The organism is Sphingomonas sp. GW821-FHT04B01, assembly GCF_059420425.1.
Window position 1 is genome coordinate 36,359 of record NZ_JBWKTR010000008.1, and the last position, 19,921, is coordinate 56,279.

22 protein-coding genes, 1 tRNA gene and 1 pseudogene are annotated in these 19,921 nt (G+C 67.3%); 16 read left to right on the forward strand and 8 right to left on the reverse strand.

Annotated elements, in window-relative coordinates; translation table 11 throughout:
• Window positions 1-6 precede the first annotated feature (6 nt).
• Window positions 7-447, forward strand: coding sequence for a ribbon-helix-helix domain-containing protein (locus AC07UH_RS16925; protein ID WP_495181292.1), 441 nt, complete (start codon window positions 7-9; stop codon window positions 445-447).
• On the opposite strand, the gene AC07UH_RS16930 is transcribed toward AC07UH_RS16925, so the two are convergent.
• The gene (locus AC07UH_RS16930; protein ID WP_495189934.1) at window positions 444-974 is read right to left on the reverse strand and encodes a DUF2867 domain-containing protein; all 531 of its coding nucleotides are present in this window, start codon (window positions 972-974) and stop codon (window positions 444-446) included. The genes AC07UH_RS16925 and AC07UH_RS16930 overlap by 4 nt on opposite strands.
• 246 nt (window positions 975-1,220) lie before the next feature.
• On the opposite strand from AC07UH_RS16930, the gene trbB reads away from it, so the two are divergent.
• The 14 genes and pseudogenes from trbB to AC07UH_RS17000 all read left to right on the forward strand — a co-directional run.
• The gene (trbB, locus tag AC07UH_RS16935) at window positions 1,221-2,237 is read left to right on the forward strand and encodes a P-type conjugative transfer ATPase TrbB (protein ID WP_495181290.1); all 1,017 of its coding nucleotides are present in this window, start codon (window positions 1,221-1,223) and stop codon (window positions 2,235-2,237) included.
• Window positions 2,238-2,266: 29 nt separating this feature from the next.
• The gene (locus AC07UH_RS16940) at window positions 2,267-2,566 is read left to right on the forward strand and encodes a TrbC/VirB2 family type IV secretion system protein (RefSeq protein WP_495181330.1); all 300 of its coding nucleotides are present in this window, start codon (window positions 2,267-2,269) and stop codon (window positions 2,564-2,566) included.
• Complete coding sequence (locus AC07UH_RS16945) at window positions 2,566-2,847, forward strand: VirB3 family type IV secretion system protein (RefSeq protein ID WP_492032897.1); 282 nt, start codon at window positions 2,566-2,568, stop codon at window positions 2,845-2,847. The genes AC07UH_RS16940 and AC07UH_RS16945 overlap by 1 nt, the downstream gene beginning before the upstream one ends.
• A gap of 14 nt (window positions 2,848-2,861) precedes the next feature.
• The gene (gene trbE, locus AC07UH_RS16950) at window positions 2,862-5,300 is read left to right on the forward strand and encodes a conjugal transfer protein TrbE (protein WP_495181329.1); all 2,439 of its coding nucleotides are present in this window, start codon (window positions 2,862-2,864) and stop codon (window positions 5,298-5,300) included.
• Complete coding sequence (gene trbJ, locus AC07UH_RS16955) at window positions 5,297-6,067, forward strand: P-type conjugative transfer protein TrbJ (RefSeq protein ID WP_495181289.1); 771 nt, start codon at window positions 5,297-5,299, stop codon at window positions 6,065-6,067. Before trbE ends, trbJ begins: the two co-directional genes overlap by 4 nt.
• Before the next feature lie 15 nt (window positions 6,068-6,082).
• Window positions 6,083-6,445: a putative entry exclusion protein TrbK-alt gene (trbK-alt, locus tag AC07UH_RS16960; protein WP_495181288.1), complete on the forward strand. Its 363-nt coding sequence runs from the start codon at window positions 6,083-6,085 to the stop codon at window positions 6,443-6,445.
• 2 nt (window positions 6,446-6,447) lie between these two features.
• Entirely contained in the window at window positions 6,448-7,755 is a 1,308-nt protein-coding gene (gene trbL / locus AC07UH_RS16965) for a P-type conjugative transfer protein TrbL (RefSeq protein WP_495181287.1), read from the forward strand.
• Window positions 7,755-8,438: a conjugal transfer protein TrbF gene (gene trbF / locus AC07UH_RS16970; RefSeq protein ID WP_495181286.1), complete on the forward strand. Its 684-nt coding sequence runs from the start codon at window positions 7,755-7,757 to the stop codon at window positions 8,436-8,438. Before trbL ends, trbF begins: the two co-directional genes overlap by 1 nt.
• A 101-nt stretch (window positions 8,439-8,539) precedes the next feature.
• On the forward strand, window positions 8,540-9,487 hold the full coding sequence (gene trbG, locus AC07UH_RS16975; protein WP_495189938.1) for a P-type conjugative transfer protein TrbG: 948 nt from the start codon (window positions 8,540-8,542) through the stop codon (window positions 9,485-9,487).
• Window positions 9,488-9,582: 95 nt separating this feature from the next.
• Window positions 9,583-10,737 carry a TraB/TrbI/VirB10 family type IV secretion system protein gene (locus tag AC07UH_RS16980; RefSeq protein WP_495181328.1) on the forward strand — a complete coding sequence of 385 codons (1,155 nt, stop codon included), beginning with the start codon at window positions 9,583-9,585 and terminating at the stop codon, window positions 10,735-10,737.
• On the forward strand, window positions 10,734-10,976 hold the full coding sequence (locus AC07UH_RS16985) for a DUF2274 domain-containing protein (RefSeq protein ID WP_495181284.1): 243 nt from the start codon (window positions 10,734-10,736) through the stop codon (window positions 10,974-10,976). The genes AC07UH_RS16980 and AC07UH_RS16985 overlap by 4 nt, the downstream gene beginning before the upstream one ends.
• A gap of 90 nt (window positions 10,977-11,066) precedes the next feature.
• Window positions 11,067-11,426 carry a hypothetical protein gene (locus AC07UH_RS16990; protein ID WP_495181283.1) on the forward strand — a complete coding sequence of 120 codons (360 nt, stop codon included), beginning with the start codon at window positions 11,067-11,069 and terminating at the stop codon, window positions 11,424-11,426.
• Window positions 11,427-11,570: 144 nt separating this feature from the next.
• Window positions 11,571-11,972, forward strand: a complete 402-nt coding sequence (locus AC07UH_RS16995; RefSeq protein ID WP_495181282.1) for an HVO_A0114 family putative DNA-binding protein — start codon at window positions 11,571-11,573, stop codon at window positions 11,970-11,972.
• Window positions 11,973-11,982: 10 nt separating this feature from the next.
• Window positions 11,983-13,005 (forward strand): annotated as a pseudogene (locus AC07UH_RS17000) (recombinase family protein); the annotation flags it as partial.
• 222 nt (window positions 13,006-13,227) lie between these two features.
• On the opposite strand, the gene AC07UH_RS17005 reads toward AC07UH_RS17000, so the two are convergent.
• A complete protein-coding gene (locus tag AC07UH_RS17005; protein ID WP_495181281.1) occupies window positions 13,228-13,440 on the reverse strand; it encodes a hypothetical protein in 213 nt (70 codons plus the stop codon).
• 141 nt (window positions 13,441-13,581) lie between these two features.
• Window positions 13,582-13,672, reverse strand: a tRNA-Ser gene (locus tag AC07UH_RS17010).
• An 87-nt stretch (window positions 13,673-13,759) separates the two neighbouring features.
• Between AC07UH_RS17010 and AC07UH_RS17015 the strand changes: the two genes are divergently transcribed.
• Complete coding sequence (locus AC07UH_RS17015) at window positions 13,760-14,611, forward strand: peptidylprolyl isomerase (protein WP_495181280.1); 852 nt, start codon at window positions 13,760-13,762, stop codon at window positions 14,609-14,611.
• A gap of 4 nt (window positions 14,612-14,615) precedes the next feature.
• On the opposite strand, the gene AC07UH_RS17020 is transcribed toward AC07UH_RS17015, so the two are convergent.
• The 5 genes from AC07UH_RS17020 to AC07UH_RS17040 form a co-directional block, all read right to left on the reverse strand.
• Window positions 14,616-15,203 (reverse strand): ABC-type transport auxiliary lipoprotein family protein, encoded by a 588-nt coding sequence (locus tag AC07UH_RS17020; protein ID WP_038665473.1) that lies wholly within the window; start codon window positions 15,201-15,203, stop codon window positions 14,616-14,618.
• A gap of 4 nt (window positions 15,204-15,207) precedes the next feature.
• The gene (locus tag AC07UH_RS17025; RefSeq protein WP_038665471.1) at window positions 15,208-16,170 is read right to left on the reverse strand and encodes an MlaD family protein; all 963 of its coding nucleotides are present in this window, start codon (window positions 16,168-16,170) and stop codon (window positions 15,208-15,210) included.
• On the reverse strand, window positions 16,170-17,075 hold the full coding sequence (locus AC07UH_RS17030) for an ABC transporter ATP-binding protein (protein WP_038665469.1): 906 nt from the start codon (window positions 17,073-17,075) through the stop codon (window positions 16,170-16,172). Before AC07UH_RS17030 ends, AC07UH_RS17025 begins: the two co-directional genes overlap by 1 nt.
• Window positions 17,075-18,175 (reverse strand): ABC transporter permease, encoded by a 1,101-nt coding sequence (locus tag AC07UH_RS17035; RefSeq protein WP_495181279.1) that lies wholly within the window; start codon window positions 18,173-18,175, stop codon window positions 17,075-17,077. The genes AC07UH_RS17030 and AC07UH_RS17035 overlap by 1 nt, the downstream gene beginning before the upstream one ends.
• A gap of 82 nt (window positions 18,176-18,257) precedes the next feature.
• The gene (locus tag AC07UH_RS17040; RefSeq protein ID WP_495181278.1) at window positions 18,258-19,523 is read right to left on the reverse strand and encodes a DUF445 domain-containing protein; all 1,266 of its coding nucleotides are present in this window, start codon (window positions 19,521-19,523) and stop codon (window positions 18,258-18,260) included.
• Window positions 19,524-19,921: the final 398 nt, after the last annotated feature.

Below are 19,921 nucleotides of genomic sequence, written 5' to 3' on the forward strand. Positions count from 1 at the left end.
GCCACCATGCAGACCAAGGCCCGCATGAACGTCTATTTCGATCCGGACCTGTTGAAGAAGGTCGAGGCGCTGGCGCTGCGCCGCAACGTCTCCAAGTCGGCCGTGATCGAAGCTGCTGTCGCGTCCTTCCTGTCGGCCGATGCTTCGGAACGGCTGGAGGCGGTGTTCGCCCGCCGCATGGACAAGCTCGGGCGGCAGGTCGATGGCCTGGACGAGGATCTCGCCATCCTCGGCGAGACGCTCTCGCTGTTCATCCGCTTCTGGCTGACCGTGACCCCGCCGCTGCCCGACAGCGCCCAGGCGTCGGCGCGGGCGAAGGGCGCAGAGCGGTTCGATGGATTCCTGCAATCGCTGGGGCGACGGCTCGCGACCGGCGATCGGTTCCTGAAGGAGCTATCGCGGGATGTGGATGGGGCCGGCAATTCCAGTCGGGAATCCGACAGCTAAACGGGTGGCTGAACTCGGTTCATGTTCATTGCCGCGATCTCACCCAGCTTTCGTTTCAACCGCCTGAGGTCGCTATTGACGATCAGCTTATGCGCCGGCCCGACCGGCAACATATAGATGCGACCAAAGGCGTTGTGCGTGACGACGGACGATGTGATCGTGAGCACACGATCTGCTATCGAAAGACAGATCATGACATCGAGGTGCCGGTCCCGTTCAGTCAGAACCAGCATGTCGGGAGCATTGTGCTCTACCAGAAAGAAATCCAGCCGGTCGCCGACCTTCACAGTCTCTCGCCTCGCGCCCGAAAATCCACCGATCCGCTTCACGCCGAACAACGCGGAAATCGTGTCCCTCGTCTTGAAAGCCAGGCGCATCAGCGGCCGAGGCTCCGCCGTCATGAGATTCCAGGCCTCCAGCGGCGTAATCGCGGTGGGAAGCGTGACCGACCTGCTGTCGTAGTAATCGAGTTCTGGCGGCGGACGCAGGGTGAGAACAGGTGATGTGGTATTCAACATCATCTCCATGACCTATTCGACCGTTCCCGCAGCATACATAGATCACAGCAATCTTCGCCGCTACGGTCGTGCGGACTCTGCAAGCAGAAAGATCAGTGGCGATCCATCTGACGTTTCCAACCACGCCGATTGCCGCCGTTTCTTCGCCATAGTCGCACGCTGTTAAATACTTGTTGAATCAGCCAAACTTCCGGCTCTTTTAATCATCCCCGTTGGGGAAACGTCTGTGTCGTCCCCGGCGAGATCGGGGACGGAATGGCGGTATCACACCAGAATTCGGAGAGCTTGACGCGGGGCGCGCGGATGCTGCGCACCGCGCTCGGCCCCGCCATTGCGCGATTTCTGGAAGACCCCGCCGTCGTCGAAGTGATGCTGAACCCGGACGGGCGGCTGTGGATCGACCGGCTGTCGGAAGGCCTGTCCGATACGGGCGAGCGGCTCGCCCCGGCCGATGGCGAACGCATCGTGCGCCTGGTCGCACATCATGTCGGTGCCGAAGTCCATGCCGGTTCGCCCCGCGTCTCCGCCGAACTGCCCGAGACCGGCGAACGGTTCGAGGGGCTGTTGCCGCCGGTCGTGTCCGCACCCGCCTTCGCTATCCGCAAACCCGCCGTCGCCGTGTTCACGCTCGATGATTACGTCGCCGCAGGGATCATGTCGGCGGGTCAGGCCGAGGCGCTGCGCCTGGCTGTCGCGTCCCGCGCGAACATCCTTGTCGCCGGCGGCACATCCACCGGCAAGACGACGCTCACCAATGCGCTGCTGACCGAGGTCGCCAAGACCACTGACCGCGTCGTCATCATCGAGGATACGCGCGAGCTGCAATGCGCCGCGCCCAACCTCGTCGCCCTGCGCACCAAGGATGGCGTGGCGTCGTTGTCCGATCTCGTCCGCTCCAGTTTGCGCCTACGTCCCGACCGCATCCCGATCGGCGAGGTGCGCGGCCCGGAAGCGATTGACCTGTTGAAAGCCTGGGGCACCGGGCATCCCGGCGGCATCGGCACCATCCACGCCGGGTCGGCCATCGGCGCGATCCGCCGCCTCGAACAGCTCATTCAGGAAGCCGTCGTCACCGTGCCGCGCGCGCTGATCGCCGAGACCATCGATCTCGTCGCCGTCCTCGCCGGGCGCGGATCGCAGCGCCGGCTTGTCGAACTCGCCCGCGTCGGGGGTCTCGGCCGCGACGGCGATTACCGCGTCGTGCCTGCCGTCACCGACGGCGACGACATCCAGCCCGTCCTCAATCTTGAACCCAAAGGAGATATCCGATGATCCGCGTCTTCTCGCGCGGTTGCCACACCATGGCGACCGCGGCCCTTGCCGTTTCCGTCAGCCTGATGCTGGCGCCCGCCGCCCATGCCTCCGGTTCGTCCATGCCGTGGGAAGCGCCGCTGCAATCGATTCTCCAGTCGATCGAAGGCCCGGTCGCCAAGATCATCGCCGTCATCGTCATCATCTCGACCGGCCTGGCGCTGGCCTTCGGCGACACCTCGGGCGGCTTCCGCCGTCTGATCCAGATCGTCTTCGGCCTGTCGATCGCCTTCGCCGCGTCGAGCTTCTTCCTGTCGTTCTTCTCCTTCGGCGGCGGGGCGCTCGTCTGATGGCGGATATGGCCGATCATGCCGGAGACGTGCCGGGCTATGCCGTGCCGGTCCACCGGGCGCTGACCGAGCATATCCTGCTCGGCGGCGCGCCGCGTGGCCTCGCCATCCTCAACGGCACGCTGGCGGCGGCGCTGGGTCTGGGCTTGCGCCTTTGGCTGGTCGGCCTCGCCATCTGGGCGGTCGGGCATCTGGCCGCCGTCTGGGCGGCGAAGCGCGATCCGATGTTCGTCGATGTGGTGCGCCGCCATCTGCGCATCCCCGGCCACCTGTCGGTCTGAGGGGAGCGCTCACCATGATGAACCTCGCAGAATATCGCCGCGCCGCCACCCGTCTCGCCGACTTCCTGCCCTGGGTAGCGCTGGTCGGCTCCGGCGTCGTCCTCAACAAGGACGGCAGCTTCCAGCGCACCGCACGGTTTCGCGGTCCCGATCTGGATTCGGCGGTGCCGGCCGAACTGGTCGCGGTCGCCGGGCGATTGAACAACGCCTTCCGGCGATTGGGATCGGGCTGGGCGATCTTCGTCGAGGCGCAGCGCCATGAGGCGTCGTCCTATCCCGCCAGCAGCTTTCCCGATGCCGCCTCGGCACTGGTCGATGCCGAGCGCAAGGCGGACTTCGAGGAAGCCGGATCGCACTACGAATCCAGCTATTTCCTGACCTTCACCTATCTGCCGCCGGCCGAGGACGCCGCCCGCGCCGAGACCTGGCTGTACGAGGGCCGCGAGCGCTCCGGCGTCGATGGCCGCGAGATGCTCACCGGCTTCGTCGATCGCACCGACCGTGTGCTGCAACTGGTCGAAGGCTTCATGCCGGAATGCGTCTGGCTCGATGACGCCGAGACCCTGACCTACCTGCATAGCTGCGTTTCGAAGCATCGTCACCGCGTCCGCGTGCCCGAGACGCCGATCTATCTCGATGCGCTCGTCGCCGACCAGCCGCTCACCGGCGGGCTGGAGCCGCGTCTGGGTTCGGCGCATCTGCGTGTCCTGACCATCGTCGGTTTTCCGACCGCGACGACGCCCGGCCTGCTCGACGAGTTGAACCGGCTGGCCTTTCCCTATCGCTGGTCCACCCGAGCGATCCTGCTCGACAAGACCGACGCCACCAAACTGCTGACCAAGATCCGGCGGCAGTGGTTCGCCAAGCGCAAGTCGATCGCCGCCATCCTCAAGGAGGTGATGACCAACGAGGCCTCGGCCCTGGTCGATACCGACGCCGCCAACAAGGCCGCCGACGCCGACATGGCGCTGCAGGAACTCGGCGCCGACTATGCCGGTCTCGCCTATGTCACGGCGACGGTGACGGTCTGGGACGACGATCCCCGTATCGCCGACGAGAAGTTGCGCCTCGTCGAGAAGGTCATCCAGGGCCGCGACTTCACGGCGATGGCGGAGACGATCAACGCGGCGGACGCCTGGCTCGGCAGCTTGCCCGGCCATGTCTACGCGAATGTCCGGCAACCGCCGATTTCCACTTTGAACCTCGCCCACATGATCCCGCTTTCAGCGGTGTGGGCGGGTCCGGAACGGGACGAGCATTTTGCAGCGCCCCCACTGCTGTTCGGCAAGACCGAAGGCTCGACCCCGTTCCGGTTATCCCTTCACGTCGGCGACGTCGGGCATACGCTCATCGTTGGCCCAACCGGCGCCGGCAAGTCCGTCCTGCTGGCGCTCATGGCGCTTCAGTTCCGGCGCTATGCCGGTGCGCAAGTATTCGCCTTCGACTTCGGCGGCTCGATCCGGGCCGCCGCGCTCGGCATGGGCGGCGACTGGCATGATCTCGGCGGTGGATTGAGTGACGGCAGCGCTGAGAGCGTGTCGCTCCAACCGCTCGCCCGCATCGACGACGTGCCCGAACGCGGCTGGGCCGCCGACTGGATCGTGGCCATCCTCACCCGTGAGGGCGTCGCCATCACCCCCGAGGTGAAGGAATACATCTGGACGGCGCTGACCTCGCTTGCCAGTGCGCCGGTCGGCGAACGCACCATCACCGGCCTTGCAGTCCTGCTGCAATCCAACGACCTGAAGCAGGCGCTGCGACCCTACTGCGTCGGCGGCGCGCACGGTCGCCTATTGGACGCCGAGGCCGAATATCTCGGCTCCGCCACCGTTCAGGCCTTCGAGACCGAGGGGCTGATCGGCACCGAGGCCGCACCCGCCGTCCTGGCCTATCTGTTTCACCGGATCGGCGACCGGCTAGACGGTTCTCCGACGCTCATCATCATCGACGAGGGATGGTTGGCCCTTGATGACGAAGGGTTCGCCGGCCAGCTCCGCGAGTGGCTGAAGACCCTGCGCAAGAAGAACGCGTCCGTCATCTTCGCCACGCAGTCGCTCAGTGACATCGACGGGTCTGCCATCGCACCCGCCATCATCGAGAGCTGCCAAACCCGGCTTCTGCTCCCCAACGAACGGGCGATCGAGCCACAGATCACCGCCATCTATCGGCGCTTCGGCCTCAACGACCGCCAGATCGAGATCCTCGCACGGGCGACGCCCAAGCGGGATTACTACTGCCAGTCCCGGCGCGGCAACCGGCTGTTCGAGCTGGGCCTCAGCGACGTGGCGCTGGCGCTCTGCGCCGCATCCTCGAAGACCGACCAGACCCAGATCGCCCGCATCGTCGCCGACCACGGCTGCGACGGTTTCCTTGCCGCCTGGCTGCGCCATCGCGGCGTCGATTGGGCCGCCGACCTCATTCCCGACCTCACCAACCTGGAGATTTCGTCATGACCTCTCGTCGTCTTTTCGGGCGCCGCATCGCAGCGGTGTTGCTCGCCACCCCCATAGCGCTGTCGCCGGTGCTCATCGCCCCGGCTCATGCCCAGTTCGGCCGCATCGTGTTCGATCCGTCCAACTATGCCCAAAACATCCTGACGGCGGCGCGAACTCTTCAGTCGGTCAATCAGCAGATCACCCAGCTTCAGAACGAAGCCCAGATGCTGATGAACCAGGCCCGCAATCTCGCCAGCCTGCCATATTCGTCGCTCCAGCAATTGCAGCAGTCGGTCCAGCGCACCCAGCAGCTTCTCAGCCAGGCGCAGAACATCGCCTTCGACGTCCAGCAGATCGATCGTGCCTTCCAGCAGCAATACGGCAATGTCTCGATGTCGGCGTCCGACAGCCAGCTTGTCACGGACGCCCGGTCGCGCTGGCAAAATACCGTGGGCGGCTTGCAGGACGCGATGAAGGTGCAGGCCGGCGTCGTCGGCAATATCGACACCAACCGCGCCCAGATGTCGGCGCTGGTCGGATCGAGCCAGTCCGCCACCGGCGCGCTCCAGGCGACGCAGGCGGGCAACCAGCTTCTTGCGCTCCAGGCCCAGCAGCTCGCCGATCTCACCGCGCTCATTGCCGCCAACGGCCGGGCGCAGGCGCTGACCGAGGCCGAACGCGCGGCGGCGGCCGAACAGGGCCGCGAGCAGCGTCGCCGCTTCCTGACGCCGGGCACGGGCTACCAGCCCGGCAACGCCCAGATGTTCAACAACGGCAACAACTGAACGGGGGATAGCGCTATGGACGGCAAGACCCTCGCGCGCCTCGGCGCGGTCATCTTCGTCGCCATCGCCGTCACGGCGACGGCGATCGAGATGACTCGCCAGGACGAGGCACCGGCCAACGCGGTTGCGCCCAGACTGGCTCCGGCCGCGCCCGATCCGCTGCGCGAGGGACAGCGCCGGTGCCAACGGCTCGGCGAGGCCGGCGCGCGTGACGCCGAATGCCTGCGCGTCTGGGCCGAGAGCCGCGACCGTTTCCTGGGTCTCGACAGGTCGCCGCGACCCACGGCCCCGCAATCTGCGCCGCCCGCAACCGCGAACGCCGATCCCGTCACCAAGCAGACCGCGCCGGCCGAGCCCGGCGTGGCTGAGGAGCGCTGACCATGGGCGGCACCGGCGTCATCGACCAGTTCCTGGCCGTCTTCACCCGCTACATCGACAGCGGCTTCGGCCTGCTGTCGGGCGAGGTCGCCTTTATCGCCACGACGCTGATCGTCATCGACGTGACGCTGGCGGCGCTGTTCTGGTCGATGGGCGGCGACGACGACATTATCGGCCGCCTCGTCAAGAAGACGCTGTTCGTCGGGGTGTTCGCCTACATCATCGGCAACTGGAACAACCTTGCCCGCATCGTCTTCGAGAGTTTCGCCGGTCTCGGCCTGAAGGCATCGGGCACGGGGTTCACGACCGCCGATCTCCTTCGCCCCGGCAAGGTGGCGCAGGTCGGTCTTGACGCCGGACGGCCGCTGCTCGAATCGATCTCCGGCCTGATGGGCTGGATCTCCTTCTTCGAGAATTTCATCCAGATCGCCTGCCTGCTGTTCGCCTGGGCGCTGGTGCTGCTCGCCTTCTTCATCCTCGCCATCCAGCTCTTCGTCACCCTGATCGAGTTCAAGCTGACGACGCTGGCCGGCTTCGTGCTGATCCCGTTCGGCCTGTTCGGCAAATCCGCCTTTATGGCCGAACGGGTGCTGGGCAACGTCATTTCCAGCGGCATCAAGGTCCTGGTGCTGGCCGTCATCATCGGCATCGGCTCGACCCTGTTCAGCCAGTTCACCGCCGGTTTCGGCGGCACCGCGCCGACGATCGACGACGCCATGGCGATCGTGCTGGCGGCGCTATCGCTGCTCGGCCTCGGCATCTTCGGTCCCGGCATCGCCAACGGCCTCGTCTCCGGCGGCCCGCAGCTTGGTGCGGGTGCGGCGATCGGCACGGGTCTGGCGGCAGGCGGCATGGTCGCCGCCGGTGGCGCGGTGATCGGCGCCGTCGCGTCCGGCGGGGCTGCTCTCGCCGGTGGCGCTGCCGCTGCCGCCCGAGGCGGTGCGACGCTGGCGGGTGGCGCCACCGCCGCCTATCGCGCGGGCGGCGCATCCGGCGTCGCCGGCACCGGCGCGTCCAATGCCGGAGCCGCCATCGCCAGTCCGTTCAAACGCGCCGCCGCGTCCATGAAGGACAGTTTCCAGGCCGGTGAACGCGCTGTCAGCGGCGAGGCCGCACCGGATGACGCCGCCGGATCACCGTCCGCATCATCCTCATCTCACGCCAGCGCCGGCGGACCGCCCGCATGGGCCAAGCGCATGAAGCGCGGCCAGCAGGCCTCGCACGGCATTCAGGCCGCCGCCCATGCCGTCAAATCCGGTGACAGCCACGGCGGCGGCTCTTCCGTCAACCTCTCCGAAAGCGACCGCTGATGTTCAAACGACCTTCCACCCATTATGGCAAGACGCCCCAGCCCGAGACCCCGTACCAACGCGCTGCCCAGGTCTGGGACGACCGCATCGGCTCCGCCCGAGTGCAGGCGAAGAACTGGCGGCTGATGGCCTTCGGCTCGCTGATCCTGTCGGCCGGGCTATCCGGCGCGCTGGTCTGGCAATCGGCCAACGGCTCGATCGTGCCGTGGGTCGTGCAGGTCGACAGGCTGGGGCAGGCGCAGGCCATCGCACCGGCCGTCGCCGACTACCGTCCGACCGATCCGCAGATCGCCTGGCACCTCGCGCGGTTCATCGAGCAGGTTCGCAGCATTCCAGCCGATGCGATCATCGTGCGGCAGAACTGGCTGCGCGCTTACGAGTTCACCACCGATCGCGGCGCGATGGCGCTCAATGACTATGCCCGCGTCAACGACCCCTTCACCAAGGTCGGCAAGCAACAGGTCGCCGTCGATGTGTCGTCCGTCATCCGGGCGTCACCGGACTCGTTCCGCGTCGCCTGGGTCGAGCGCCGCTATCAGGACGGAAGCCTCGCTTCCACCGAGCGCTGGACCGCCATCCTCACCATCGCCGTCGTCGCCCCGCGCGACGCAGAGAAACTCCGGGCCAATCCGCTCGGCATCTACATCAACGCCATCAACTGGTCGAAGGAGCTTGGACAATGATCCGGCCGTCTCAACTGACCGCCGGATCTCCGGCGAACCGTATTCCCGCAAAGCCGCGGAAGCGTAGAGCCGCATTCGCGGTTCTGTTGCTCTCCGCCACGATGCTCGCCGGCTGCGCCACGATGCAGAAGCCGCCCGAGATCGCCTACGACGATGCCATGCCGGTCGTGCAGACTGTCGATGCCCCATCGCCCGTGACGGTCGTCGAACTGCCACGACCCTTGCCGGTGCCCGGCCAGATGAAGCCGGTGGAGCAATCCCGCCGCGCGCCAGAACCAATCGATCCCGCCGCCCGCGTCAATCAGGCCAATGCCGCCGCGCGCATCCAGCCGGTGCGCGACGGCTTCATCAACGCCATGCAGGTCTATCCCTATACCGGCGGCGCGCTCTATCAGGTCTACACCGCCGTCGGCCAGATCACCGACATCGCGCTCCAGCCGGGCGAAACCCTCGTCGGTTCCGGACCCGTTGCGGCCGGCGACACCGTGCGCTGGATCATCGGCGATACGCTCAGCGGTTCCGGCGCAACGCAACAGGTCCATATCCTGGTCAAGCCGACCCGGGCCGAGCTGATGACCAACCTCATCATCAACACCAACCTGCGCACCTATCACATGGAACTGCGCTCGACCGAGCGGACCTATATGGCCTCGGTGTCCTGGCAGTATCCGCAGGATCAGCTCATCGCGCTGCGCCGCCAGAACCAACAGGCCGAGGCCGCGCAGCCGATCGCCAGCGGCGTCGATCTCGCCAACGTCAACTTCCGCTATGCGATCGAGGGCGACCGGGCACCGTGGCGGCCCTTGCGCGCCTTCGACGATGGTCGGCAGGTGTTCATCGAGTTCCCGCGCGGCATCGCCCAGGGCGAGATGCCGCCGCTGTTCGTCGTCGGCACCGAGGGCGACACCTCCGAGCTCGTGAACTACCGGGTGCGCGGTCGGCACATGATCGTTGACCGGCTGTTCGCCGCCGCCGAACTGCGTTTCGGCACGGGCGACACCCAGCGCCGTGTCCGCATCACCCGAACCGACGGGAGGCCGGCATCGTGAGCGAGATCGATCCCGACAACAGCGCCAAGCCTGGGCCGACGCCAGACACGGATGACGATGACGCCAAGCCGCTGACCGGGGAGCCGGTCGCGCCCATGCGCCTGCGCGCCGAGCCGCCGCGCGTTACCCGCCTGTCGCGCAAGGTGCTGATCGGTCTCGGCCTGGTCGCCAGCGCCGGGATCGGCGGCGCGCTGATCTATGCGCTCCAGACCCGTGATGGCGGCGGCGGAAATGTCGAACTCCATTCGACCGAGAACCGTGCAACCGCCGATGGGCTCAATGGTCTGCCGAAGGATTATACCGGCCCGATCCTCGGACCCGCTTTGCCGGGCGACCTCGGGCGACCGATCCTCGACGCCCAGAACCGCGGTCAGCCCGTGCCCGCGCCGGGCATTGGCACACCCGCCGCGACTCCACCGGGTCTCAGCGCCGAAGAGCAGCGCCGGCTTCAGGAAATCGAAGCGGCGCGAACCGGCAAGCTGTTCGCATCGACAGAGACGCGCAACGTTACGTCACCGGCGGCCACGACCACCAATACCACGCCGCCAATGCCGGACCTGACCAGCCTTGGCTTGGCTCCACAGCCGGCAACACCTTCGGCGCAGGACCGCCAACTCGCCTTCCTCAACCAGACGCCCGACAAGCGCACCGTCGCGCCCGATCGTGTCGCCGCACCGGCCTCGCCGAACGTGCTTCAGGCAGGTGCCGTGATCCCGGCGGCGCTCATCACCGGCATCCGCTCCGATCTCCCCGGCCAGATCACCGCCCAGGTCACGGAAAACGTCTATGACAGCCCCACCGGCCGCATCCTGCTCGTGCCGCAGGGCACCCGGCTGATCGGCCAGTATGACAATGGCGTCGGCTTCGGGCAACGCCGTGTCCTGCTGGTCTGGAACCGCCTCATCCTGCCCAACGGCCGCTCGATCGTGCTGGAACGCCAGCCGGGCGCGGACGCCGAAGGCTATGCGGGCCTCGAGGATGGCGTCGATTATCACTGGGGCGAACTGTTCAAGGCGGCGGCGCTCTCGACGCTGCTCAGCATCGGCGCCAACACGGGATCGTCCAGCGACGAAAGCGATTTGCTCAGCGCCATCCGCGACGGTGCTTCCGACAGCATCGCCCAGACAGGCCGGCAGATCGTCCAGCGCCAGCTCAATATCGCCCCGACGCTCACCATCCGGCCGGGCTTCCCCGTCCGGGTCATCGTCACCCGCGATCTCGTGCTCGAACCCTATGGAGCCACGCCATGACCAAGCTGAAGCTCGGCCCCATCGCCGACGACAAGCCGGTGAAGGTGACGGTGGAATTGCCCGCCGACTTGCATCGCGACCTCACGGCCTATGCCGACGTACTCGGCCGCGAGAACAACCATCCGCCGACCGATCCCGTTCGCCTGATCGTGCCGATGCTGGAGCGGTTCATCGCCACCGATCGGGCGTTCGCGAAGGCGCGGCGGATCACGCCCTCCGGCAGGGGTGGGCAATCATGATGACGAGGGCCGCCCATGTTCGCGTGACCGATCGCGAAACCCGATCGAGGTATCGCAGCGCGCCGTCTTCACAGTCAGCGCAAACCGCCGATGCTGGGAGAATTGCGCGGCGTCAGGGCGAAGGCCAGCATCAGGATGAAGGGTCAGGTGTCGTTACGGTTGGTCATCTCACAGAACGCGATTCCCATGTCCCGGCGCGCCGCTGATCGCCCGCAACGCCGGCTCCGTATCGTGTCCGGCGCTCTGCCCGACGACCTCTACGACTATATCCCGCAGGACGACATCGAGACGCCGGCCCCGCGCATCGGCCGGCCGCCGAAGCATGACGTCGAAACCTGGACCGTGACCGACGACTGGCCCGAGCGCGTGCCGGTGACGGAGGCTGAGATCGACCTGTTCGAGGCATGGTTCGGCGACATCTTCGACGAGATATTCGGACCGTCTACATGATGCGTTCGCGCATCGCGGATAGGCGCGGCTGCGCCGTTTTCGCTTGTTAAAGTTGCGTCGGTATGATAACTATATCGGCGAGTATCTGGTTCGCCGTTTTGACACCTTCGTCGGTCGGCAAGCGCCCCAAGGGAGGCCACGCCCGTGACCACGCTGAAGGTCGGTATAGCCGATCCCGAAGAGATGAAGGCCCGCACGCAGCGCGTTGCGCGGGGGGAGGAGAAGCCGTCGCCGGGTGATCCGGCTGCCTGGTTCGTCTCGACGGAATCCTTCGCCAAGGTCTTGTCGGCTCCCAATCGCGAGATGCTGCGCGTCATCGCGCACGAAAAGCCGGATTCGCTCGACGCTCTGGCCGCACTGACCGGGCGTGCGAAGTCCAACCTCTCCCGTACCCTGAAAGCCATGATCGGCTACGGCCTGATCCGTATGGAGCGCGATGGTCGCAAGCTTGCACCGAAGCTCATCCACGATCGCGTCGTGCTGGAACTGGCGTTGACCGGCCCGCGCCGCCAGCCATCCCGCCGCAAGGAGACCGACCATGAATAAAGAAGCTCCCATGGTCGCCACGCGCGCCGCCCTCTATCTTCGGGTCTCGACCGCGCGTCAGGCCGAGCATGACGTCTCCATTCCCGACCAGAAGCGCCAGGGCGAGGCTTACTGTCTGTCGCGTGGCTATCAGCTTGTCGACACCTACGTCGAGCCGGGCGCGACCGCCACCAACGATCGCCGCCCCGAGTTCCAGCGCATGATCGAAGCGGGCACGTCCAAGCCCGCACCGTTCGATATCGTCGTCGTCCACTCGTTCAGCCGCTTCTTCCGCGATCACTTCGAGCTGGAGTTCTACGTCCGCAAGCTGGCCAAGAACGGGGTGAAGCTCGTCTCCATCACCCAGGAGATGGGCGACGACCCGATGCACGTCATGATGCGCCAGATCATGGCGCTGTTCGACGAGTATCAGTCCAAGGAGAACGGCAAGCACGTCATGCGCGCCTTGAAGGAGAACGCCCGGCAGGGCTTCTGGAATGGCGCGCTGCCGCCCATCGGCTATCGCATCGTCGCGGCCGAGCAGCGCGGGACGAAGACTAAGAAGAAGCTGGAGATCGATCCGCTCCACGCCGACACCGTGCGGCTGATCTACCGGCTGGCGCTGGAGGGGAACGGCATGTCCGGCTCGATGGGCGTCAAAGCCATCGTCAGCCATCTGAACGCGCGCCGCATCTTCACCCGAGACGGCGGGCGCTGGGGCATCGGCCAGCTTCACCGCATCCTGACGCGGCGCACCTATATCGGCGAACACGAGTTCAACAAGCGCTCCAAGACCAAGGAACTGAAGCCCGTCAGCGAGATCGTGACGGTTCCCGTGCCGCCGCTGATCGACCTTGAAACCTTCGACGCGGTGCAGGCGCATCTGAAAGCCCGCAATCCCAAGGTCACGCCGCCGCGCGTGGTCAGCGGCCCGACCTTGCTGACCGGCATCTGCTTCTGCGCCAAGTGCGGCGGAGCCATGACCATCCGCACCGGCAAGGGCGGTCGCTATCGCTACTACACCTGCTCGATCAAGGCGCGGCAGGGCGAGACCGGCTGCTCGGGCCGCTCGATCCCGATGGAGAAGCTCGACACGATCGTCGCCAGCCATATCGAGGACCGGCTGCTCCAGCCCGACCGGCTGGAGGAGGTGCTGGCCTCCGTCCTCGACCGCCGGCACGAGCGGGCCGAACGGCGGCAGGACCATATCGCCGAGTTGAACCGCCGTGCGGCCGAGACCGACCTGCGCCTGAAGCGCCTCTATGACGCGATCGAATCAGGCGTCGCCGATATCTCCGATCCAGCGCTGAAGGACCGTATCGCCGGCTTGAAGGCGCTCCGCGACCAGGCGCAGGTCGATGCCGAACGGGCGCAGGCCATGCTCGAAAGCTCGGGCAATCAGGCCGTCACACCCGCCACGGTGCGTCGATTCGCCGACGTGGCGCGCCAGCGCATCCGGCTCGATGGGGGCGGCTATCGGCGGGATCATCTGCGTGCCTTCGCCCAGCGGGTCGAGGTCGCAGAGACCGAAGTTCGCATCATGGGATCGAAGGGAGAGCTGCTGCGCACGCTCTCCGCCGTTTCCAGCGGGAAATCGGCGGCAATCGGCGTGCCCAGCTTGGGACTGAAGTGGCGGAGCGGGAGGGATTCGAACCCTCGATACGCTTTTGACGTATACTCACTTTCCAGGCGAGCGCCTTCGACCACTCGGCCACCGCTCCGCATGTCCTGGAAAGGCGCGCGTAGCCGGTCCGCATCCGGGCTGCAAGTGATTGCGTGATCGGCGCGCCTGGGCCAGTCTCGCGGCCATGCTGAGTCTGCTCCTTCTCGCCGCCGCGCCGCCGCCCCAGGCCGCCCCCGCCGCCTCCCCCGCCGACCCGGTCGAGGCAGACTGGCGCGCGGTGCCCGACGACGAATTGCTGGTGATGACTCTCGCCACCGGCAAGCAGGTCGTCATCCGGCTCGCGCCGGGCTTCGCCCCCGCGCACGTCGCCAACATCCGCACGCTCGCCCGGGCGCGCTGGTGGGACGATGCCAGCGTCTATCGGGTGCAGGAGAATTGGGTGGCGCAATGGGGCGACGCCACCGAGAAGAAGCCGCTGCCCGCCGGCATCACCGATCATCCCGCCGCCGAGTTCGAGATCGCCGCCTTCCGGCCCGCGGTACGGATGACGAAGGCGGACAGCTATTCGACCGCGAGCGGCATCACCGCGGACGGCTGGCCGGTTGCGACCAACGGGCGGCAGGCGTGGCTGACGCATTGCTACGGCATGGTCGGCGTCGCGCGCGACGCCTTGCCGAGCACCGGCTCGGGTGCCGAATTGTTCACGCCGATCGGCCAGTCGGCGCGGCGGCTCGATCGCAACTATACCGTCGTCGGGCGGATCGTCGAGGGGATGGGGTATCTGTCGGGCCTGCCGCGCAGCGATGCGGCGATGGGCGTCTATGCGACCGCGGCGGAGCGGCTGCCGATCGTCTCGGTGCGGCTGGTCAGCGACATGGCCGCGGGCGACCGGCCGCATTTCCAGTATCGCAGCGCCGACAATCCACGGTTCGCCGCCGCGGTGGCCAAGCGCGAAACCCCCGACGCGCCGACGGTCGGGCTGGGCGGCGCGGCGGTGTGCGACGTGCTGCCGGCGGTCCGGCGCACGCCGCGCTAGCCGATCAGCTCGCGGCGACCCAGGCGGCGACCTCGACCGCGACCTGATTGGCCGCCTGGCTGATCGCCGGGCCGGCGCTCGCCGCGTCGATCGCGGTCACCGGTACGCGTGCCTCGAACCGGCGCTTCTCGACCGTCTCCTTGCCGGCGCGGGTCAGCGACGCGTCATAGGTCACCACCGCCTCGCGCGTCGTCGCGTCGAGGCCGAAGCGACGCAATTCGCCGGCGAGCGTCGCGCTCGGGTCGGCGATCGACTGGACGGTCGAGAGCACCACCATGTTGCTGCGCGCCGACACCGTGTCTGACAGCAGCCGCGCGAACAGCCGCGCCGGCGGCTCGGCCCATAACGCGTCCTTGACGTAGGCGATCGTCGTCGGGGTCGCCTGCACCGGCACCCGCCCGCCGGCGATCGCGGTCGGCGTCGACGGCACCTGGATGGTGATCGAGCGCGTCTTCGCCGAATTCTGGTCGGCACCGACCGCGGGCGCCGAGGTCGCGTCGAGCGTCAGCAGCGAGGGCGGCGGCTTGGCGCCGAAGCTGATGCAGCCGGCGAGCGGCAGCGCCGCGGCGAGGAGGAGAAGCTTGGTCTTCATGATCTCACTTGCCCTTGTAATCGGGGAGCTTCTGCTGGCCGATCAGCGAACTGGCGCCGCCCTGATCGACCTTGTCGGCGATCGACGACAGCGCCGTCGCGGTGACGCGCAGGTCGCGGACCAGCCGGTTCGCCTCCGGTATCGTCTGCTTGGAGAAGGTCTGCAGGCCCGGCCGCGCGTCCTGGATCGCCGAGTTGAGCGTCTCGGCGCTCTGCTGCGCCGAGGCGATCGCCTTGTTGAGGTTCTGCATCGTCGGCTTGACGTCCTCGGCGAGCAGGCCGTTGGTCGTCTCGGCGAGCTTGCCGATCTGCTGCGAGGCGTCGCCCGCCTGCTGGATCGCGATGCGCGTCTGCGCCAGCGTCGCCGCGATCTCCGGCCCGCGATCGGCGAGCGCGCCCGACAGACGGTTCGTATTCTCGAGGATGCCGGCGATCGACGCCTGGTTGCGGTCGGTCAGCAGCCCGGTCAGCCGCTCGGTCAGCGTCGACAGCCGCTCGAGCAGCTGCGGCGCCGAATTGAGAATCGCGCCGATGCCGCCCTGCTTGGTCGGGATGACCGGCACGCCATAGGGGCATTGCGTCGCATCGGCACGCTCGGGGCAGACGATCGGTGGCGCGCCCTTGCGGGCGCCGTCGAGCGCGACGGTGCTGGTGCCGGTGAAGCTGCCCTGGATCGTCGCGGTGGTGCCGAGCAGGATCGGCGTCTCCTCGTTGACGGTGACGCGGACGCGGACGAACTGCGGATCGGGCTTCCACAGTGCGATCGTCTTGACCTGGCCGGTGGGAACGCCGGAATAGGTGACCGTCGATCCCTTCGCCAGACCGTCGACCGACTGTTTGAAAAAGATGTCGTATTCACGCTCGGTGGCACCGCCGAGGCGGGCGATCCAGATCGTGAAGATCGCGAGCGCGGCGAGCAGGATCAGCACCACCGCGCCGACGATCACATGGTTGGAACGGGTTTCCATCAGTCGGTCCCTACAGGGGGTCGGGCCGGTTCGGCCGGTTCGGTGGCGGCGGCCGGACTTGCCGCGATCTGCTGCGTCTTCACTTCGGTCGGATGCTGCGACGCGTCCGCATGCGCTTCCTGGGTCGCGATCGCGGCGCGGCCGCGCGGCCCCTTGAAATATTCCTCGATCCACGGATGGTCGAGGGCGAGCAGTTCGTCGATCGTGCCGACCGCGATCACCTTCTTGTCGGCGAGCACCGCGACGCGGTCGCAGATCGCATAGAGCGTGTCGAGATCGTGGGTGATCAGGAAGACGGTGAGCCCCAGCGTCTTCTGCAACGATTTGGTGAGGCCGTCGAACGCCGCCGCGCCGATCGGGTCGAGCCCCGCGGTCGGCTCGTCGAGGAACAGCAATTCGGGATCGAGCGCGAGCGCGCGGGCGAGGCCGGCACGCTTCTTCATGCCGCCCGACAGTTCGGCGGGATATTTGGGTCCGGCGTCGGGCGACAGGCCGGTCATCACCACCTTGTAGGCGGCGATCTCCGCCATCAGCGCGGGGTTGAGGTCGCCGTAGAACTCGCGCAGCGGCACCTGCACGTTCTCGGCGACGGTCAGCGTCGAGAACAATGCGCCGCCCTGGAACAGCACGCCCCAGCGCTTGCGGATGTCGGTCGCCTCGGTCTCCTCGCGGCCGATCGTCGGTTCGCCGAAGACGGTGATGTCGCCCTCGACCGGCGTCTGCAGCCCGATGATCGAGCGCATCAGCACCGACTTGCCGGTGCCCGAGCCGCCGACCACGCCGAGGATCTCGCCGCGACGCACGTCGAGGTCGAGATTGTCGTGGACGACCGCGTCGCCGAAGGCGTTCTTGAGGCCGCGCACCTGGATGATCGGTGCGTCGTCCTGCGGCTCGCGCTGCGCCATCAGTTCCACCCCACCCAGGTGAAGAACACCGCGAAGAAGGCGTCGAGCACGATGACGAGGAAGATCGCCTGCACCACCGCCGACGTGGTGCGCAGCCCGACCTGTTCGGCGTCCGATTCGACCAGCATGCCCTGGAAACAGCCGGCGATGGCGATGATCGCACCGAACACCGGTGCCTTGATGAGGCCGATGTAGAGGTCGGTGATCGGCACGACCTCGCGGATGCGCTGGATGAAGGTGACCGGCGGGATGTCGAGCGACACCCAGGCGAGCAGGCCACCGCCGATGATCGCGATCAGCGAGGAATAGAAGCCGAGCAGCGGCATCAGCAGCACCGCGGCGATCGTCCGCGGCAGCACCAGCGCCTCCATCGGGGAGACGCCGATGGTGCGCATCGCGTCGATCTCCTCGGTCAGCTTCATCGTGCCGAGCTGCGCGGCGAAGGCCGAGCCGGAGCGGCCGGCGACCATGATCGCGGTCATAAGTACACCAAGTTCACGCAATGTGAGCCGGCCGACCAGATTAATGGTAAATACTTCTGCCCCAAATTGGCGGAGCTGGACCGCGCCCTGCTGGGCGATGACGATGCCGATCAGGAAGCTCATCAGACCGACGATGGCGAGCGCCTGGACGCCGACCACCTCGAACCGGTGCACCGTCGCGTTGAAGCGGAAACGGCTGGGATGACGCACGACGTTGACGAAGGCGATCGTCGTCGCGCCCATGAAGCCGAGCAGGCCGTACAGCGTACGCAGCGTGATGATGACCGCATCGCCGATCTCGCCGAGCATCTTGCTGAAGGCGTTGCGCGCATGCGGGGCCAGTGCGACCGGACGGTCGGCGGCGACCACCGAATCGAGCAGATAGCAACCGTCCTCGTCGAGCCCCTCGATCGCCGCCTCGTGGCGGGTCGCGAGGCGATGGACGACCCAGGCGCCGACGGTGTCGATCCGGCCGATGCCGCTGAGATCGATCCGCTCGACCGGGCCGCTGATCGCGTCGAGCCGGTCGGGCAGCGTGCCGAGCGTCCGCAACAGCAGATCACCGGAAAAGCGAAGGGTTCCGCCGCTGTCCTGCTCGAATTCGGCTGTGGCGCTCATCGCTTGCGCTTGTGCGGCAAGTTCCGATCCACGGCAAGGCGTTTATCATACGGGACGGTTGGGTTGACCGGACAGCGCGGGTTCACAACAGCACGTCGACGGCATGGATGGCGAGGCCGACCAGCCCGCCGACCAGCGTGCCGTTGATGCGGATATATTGCAGGTCGCGACCGACCGCATTCTCCAGCCGGCTGGTGATCGTATCGGCATCCCAGCCGCGCACCGTCTCCGAGACCAAACGGACGATGCCGTCGCCATAATCCGCGGCGATGCCGACCACGGCGCGGCGGACGAAGCGGTTGATCGTATGCGACAGCCGCGGGTCCTGCGTCAGCGTCTGGCCGAGCTGGCGCAGCATGTCGCCGAGCTGGCCCTGCATCGCCCCCTCGGGATCGCGCGCGATGCGGAGCAGGCCGGCGCGTGCCGACTCCCACAGCCCGTCGAGCCAGCGCTGCATCGCCGGATTGGCGATCAGTTCGACCTTCATCGCCTCGACGCGGGCGCGGGTGGCGGGATCGAATTGCAGGTCCCAGGCGAGTCGGTCGAGCCCCTCCTCCGCCTTGAGGCGCAGCGGATGCTGCGGATCGTCGGCCATGTCGGCGACCAGTTTGTCGAGCCCGGCGATGAGCTTGTCCGCCACCGTCTCGTCGAGCCCGGTCCAGCGCAGGATCGATCCGGCGCGGTCGTGGACCATCTGGCGGATGAGATGCTCGTTGGCGGCGAGCGCCTTCGCTCCCCAGCGGATCGCGCCGTCGAGCAGCGGCGCGTGGCGCTGTTCGGCGAGCGCCGCCTGCATCACCCGGCCGAGGATCGGCGCGACCTCCGTCTCGCGCAGCCGGGCGGCGATGCCGGCCTTGACCATGCCGCCGAGCCGCTGCGGGTCGAGCCCTTCGAGCACCTGCGCGACGAGCTTCGACGCGCCCTGGCGGAAACGGCCCCCTGCCCCCTCGGGCGGATCGGTGAGCCAGCGCGCGATCGCGGTGGCGACGTCGACGCGGCGCATGCGCCGGCCGATCACCGCGGGCTGGAGGAAATTGGTGCGCAGGAATGCGGCGAGCGTATCACCGATCCGGTCCTTGTTGCGCGGGATGATCGCGGTGTGCGGGATCGGCAGGCCGAGCGGGTGGCGGAACAGGGCGGTGACCGCGAACCAGTCGGCGAGCCCGCCGACCATCGCCGCCTCGCCGAACGCCTGCGCGAACCCCCAGCCGGGGTGCGTCGGGGCGAGCTGGCGACTGACGAGGAACAGCGCCGCCATCGCGACGAGCAGGCCGACGGCGATACGCCGCATCCGGACCAGCGCGGGCGGTGCCGCCTCGGTGGTGCTGGCGCGGGGGAAGGCTGTCATATGCGAAACAATCCCCGAGCGCGGGGGAAGTTCAAGTGGATGGGGCGATTGGAGTGGCGCGGCGTCGGTCGATACCACTTGTTCCTATGTCATCCCCGCGCAGGCGGGGATCCATATACGCTGAGGTTGCGGCCCAAGCCCGACCTGCGCGGCGGGACTATCGCATATTGCTGCGTGATGAGGCTCGATCGGTTTCCCTACCGAATTCGTCACCCCGGACTCGTTCCGGGGTCCACCGGGCCGCGAGAGAAGGGTGTCGACTCAAGCCTTGCTCCTCGCCGCAGGGTGGACCCCGGAACAAGTCCGGGGTGACGGGATGGGCTTGGAAGACGACAGGCTTGCACGAGCGTCCATATGCGATGGCCCTAGCCTGCGCCGGGATGACGATCATGCGGGAC

Excerpts from the sequence above, each read along its gene's own strand:
- AC07UH_RS16925 (WP_495181292.1), top strand. The coding sequence starts at position 7 with ATGCAGACCAAGGCCCGCATGAACGTCTATTTCGATCCGGACCTGTTG.
- AC07UH_RS16930 (WP_495189934.1), bottom strand. The coding sequence starts at position 974 with ATGGAGATGATGTTGAATACCACATCACCTGTTCTCACCCTGCGTCCG.
- trbB (WP_495181290.1), top strand. The coding sequence starts at position 1,221 with ATGGCGGTATCACACCAGAATTCGGAGAGCTTGACGCGGGGCGCGCGG.
- AC07UH_RS16940 (WP_495181330.1), top strand. The coding sequence starts at position 2,267 with ATGGCGACCGCGGCCCTTGCCGTTTCCGTCAGCCTGATGCTGGCGCCC.
- AC07UH_RS16945 (WP_492032897.1), top strand. The coding sequence starts at position 2,566 with ATGGCGGATATGGCCGATCATGCCGGAGACGTGCCGGGCTATGCCGTG.
- trbE (WP_495181329.1), top strand. The coding sequence starts at position 2,862 with ATGATGAACCTCGCAGAATATCGCCGCGCCGCCACCCGTCTCGCCGAC.
- trbJ (WP_495181289.1), top strand. The coding sequence starts at position 5,297 with ATGACCTCTCGTCGTCTTTTCGGGCGCCGCATCGCAGCGGTGTTGCTC.
- trbK-alt (WP_495181288.1), top strand. The coding sequence starts at position 6,083 with ATGGACGGCAAGACCCTCGCGCGCCTCGGCGCGGTCATCTTCGTCGCC.
- trbL (WP_495181287.1), top strand. The coding sequence starts at position 6,448 with ATGGGCGGCACCGGCGTCATCGACCAGTTCCTGGCCGTCTTCACCCGC.
- trbF (WP_495181286.1), top strand. The coding sequence starts at position 7,755 with ATGTTCAAACGACCTTCCACCCATTATGGCAAGACGCCCCAGCCCGAG.
- trbG (WP_495189938.1), top strand. The coding sequence starts at position 8,540 with ATGCTCGCCGGCTGCGCCACGATGCAGAAGCCGCCCGAGATCGCCTAC.
- AC07UH_RS16980 (WP_495181328.1), top strand. The coding sequence starts at position 9,583 with ATGCGCCTGCGCGCCGAGCCGCCGCGCGTTACCCGCCTGTCGCGCAAG.
- AC07UH_RS16985 (WP_495181284.1), top strand. The coding sequence starts at position 10,734 with ATGACCAAGCTGAAGCTCGGCCCCATCGCCGACGACAAGCCGGTGAAG.
- AC07UH_RS16990 (WP_495181283.1), top strand. The coding sequence starts at position 11,067 with ATGCTGGGAGAATTGCGCGGCGTCAGGGCGAAGGCCAGCATCAGGATG.
- AC07UH_RS17005 (WP_495181281.1), bottom strand. The coding sequence starts at position 13,440 with ATGATCCCGCCGATAGCCGCCCCCATCGAGCCGGATGCGCTGGCGCGC.
- AC07UH_RS17015 (WP_495181280.1), top strand. The coding sequence starts at position 13,760 with ATGCTGAGTCTGCTCCTTCTCGCCGCCGCGCCGCCGCCCCAGGCCGCC.
- AC07UH_RS17020 (WP_038665473.1), bottom strand. The coding sequence starts at position 15,203 with ATGAAGACCAAGCTTCTCCTCCTCGCCGCGGCGCTGCCGCTCGCCGGC.
- AC07UH_RS17025 (WP_038665471.1), bottom strand. The coding sequence starts at position 16,170 with ATGGAAACCCGTTCCAACCATGTGATCGTCGGCGCGGTGGTGCTGATC.
- AC07UH_RS17030 (WP_038665469.1), bottom strand. The coding sequence starts at position 17,075 with ATGGCGCAGCGCGAGCCGCAGGACGACGCACCGATCATCCAGGTGCGC.
- AC07UH_RS17035 (WP_495181279.1), bottom strand. The coding sequence starts at position 18,175 with ATGAGCGCCACAGCCGAATTCGAGCAGGACAGCGGCGGAACCCTTCGC.
- AC07UH_RS17040 (WP_495181278.1), bottom strand. The coding sequence starts at position 19,523 with ATGACAGCCTTCCCCCGCGCCAGCACCACCGAGGCGGCACCGCCCGCG.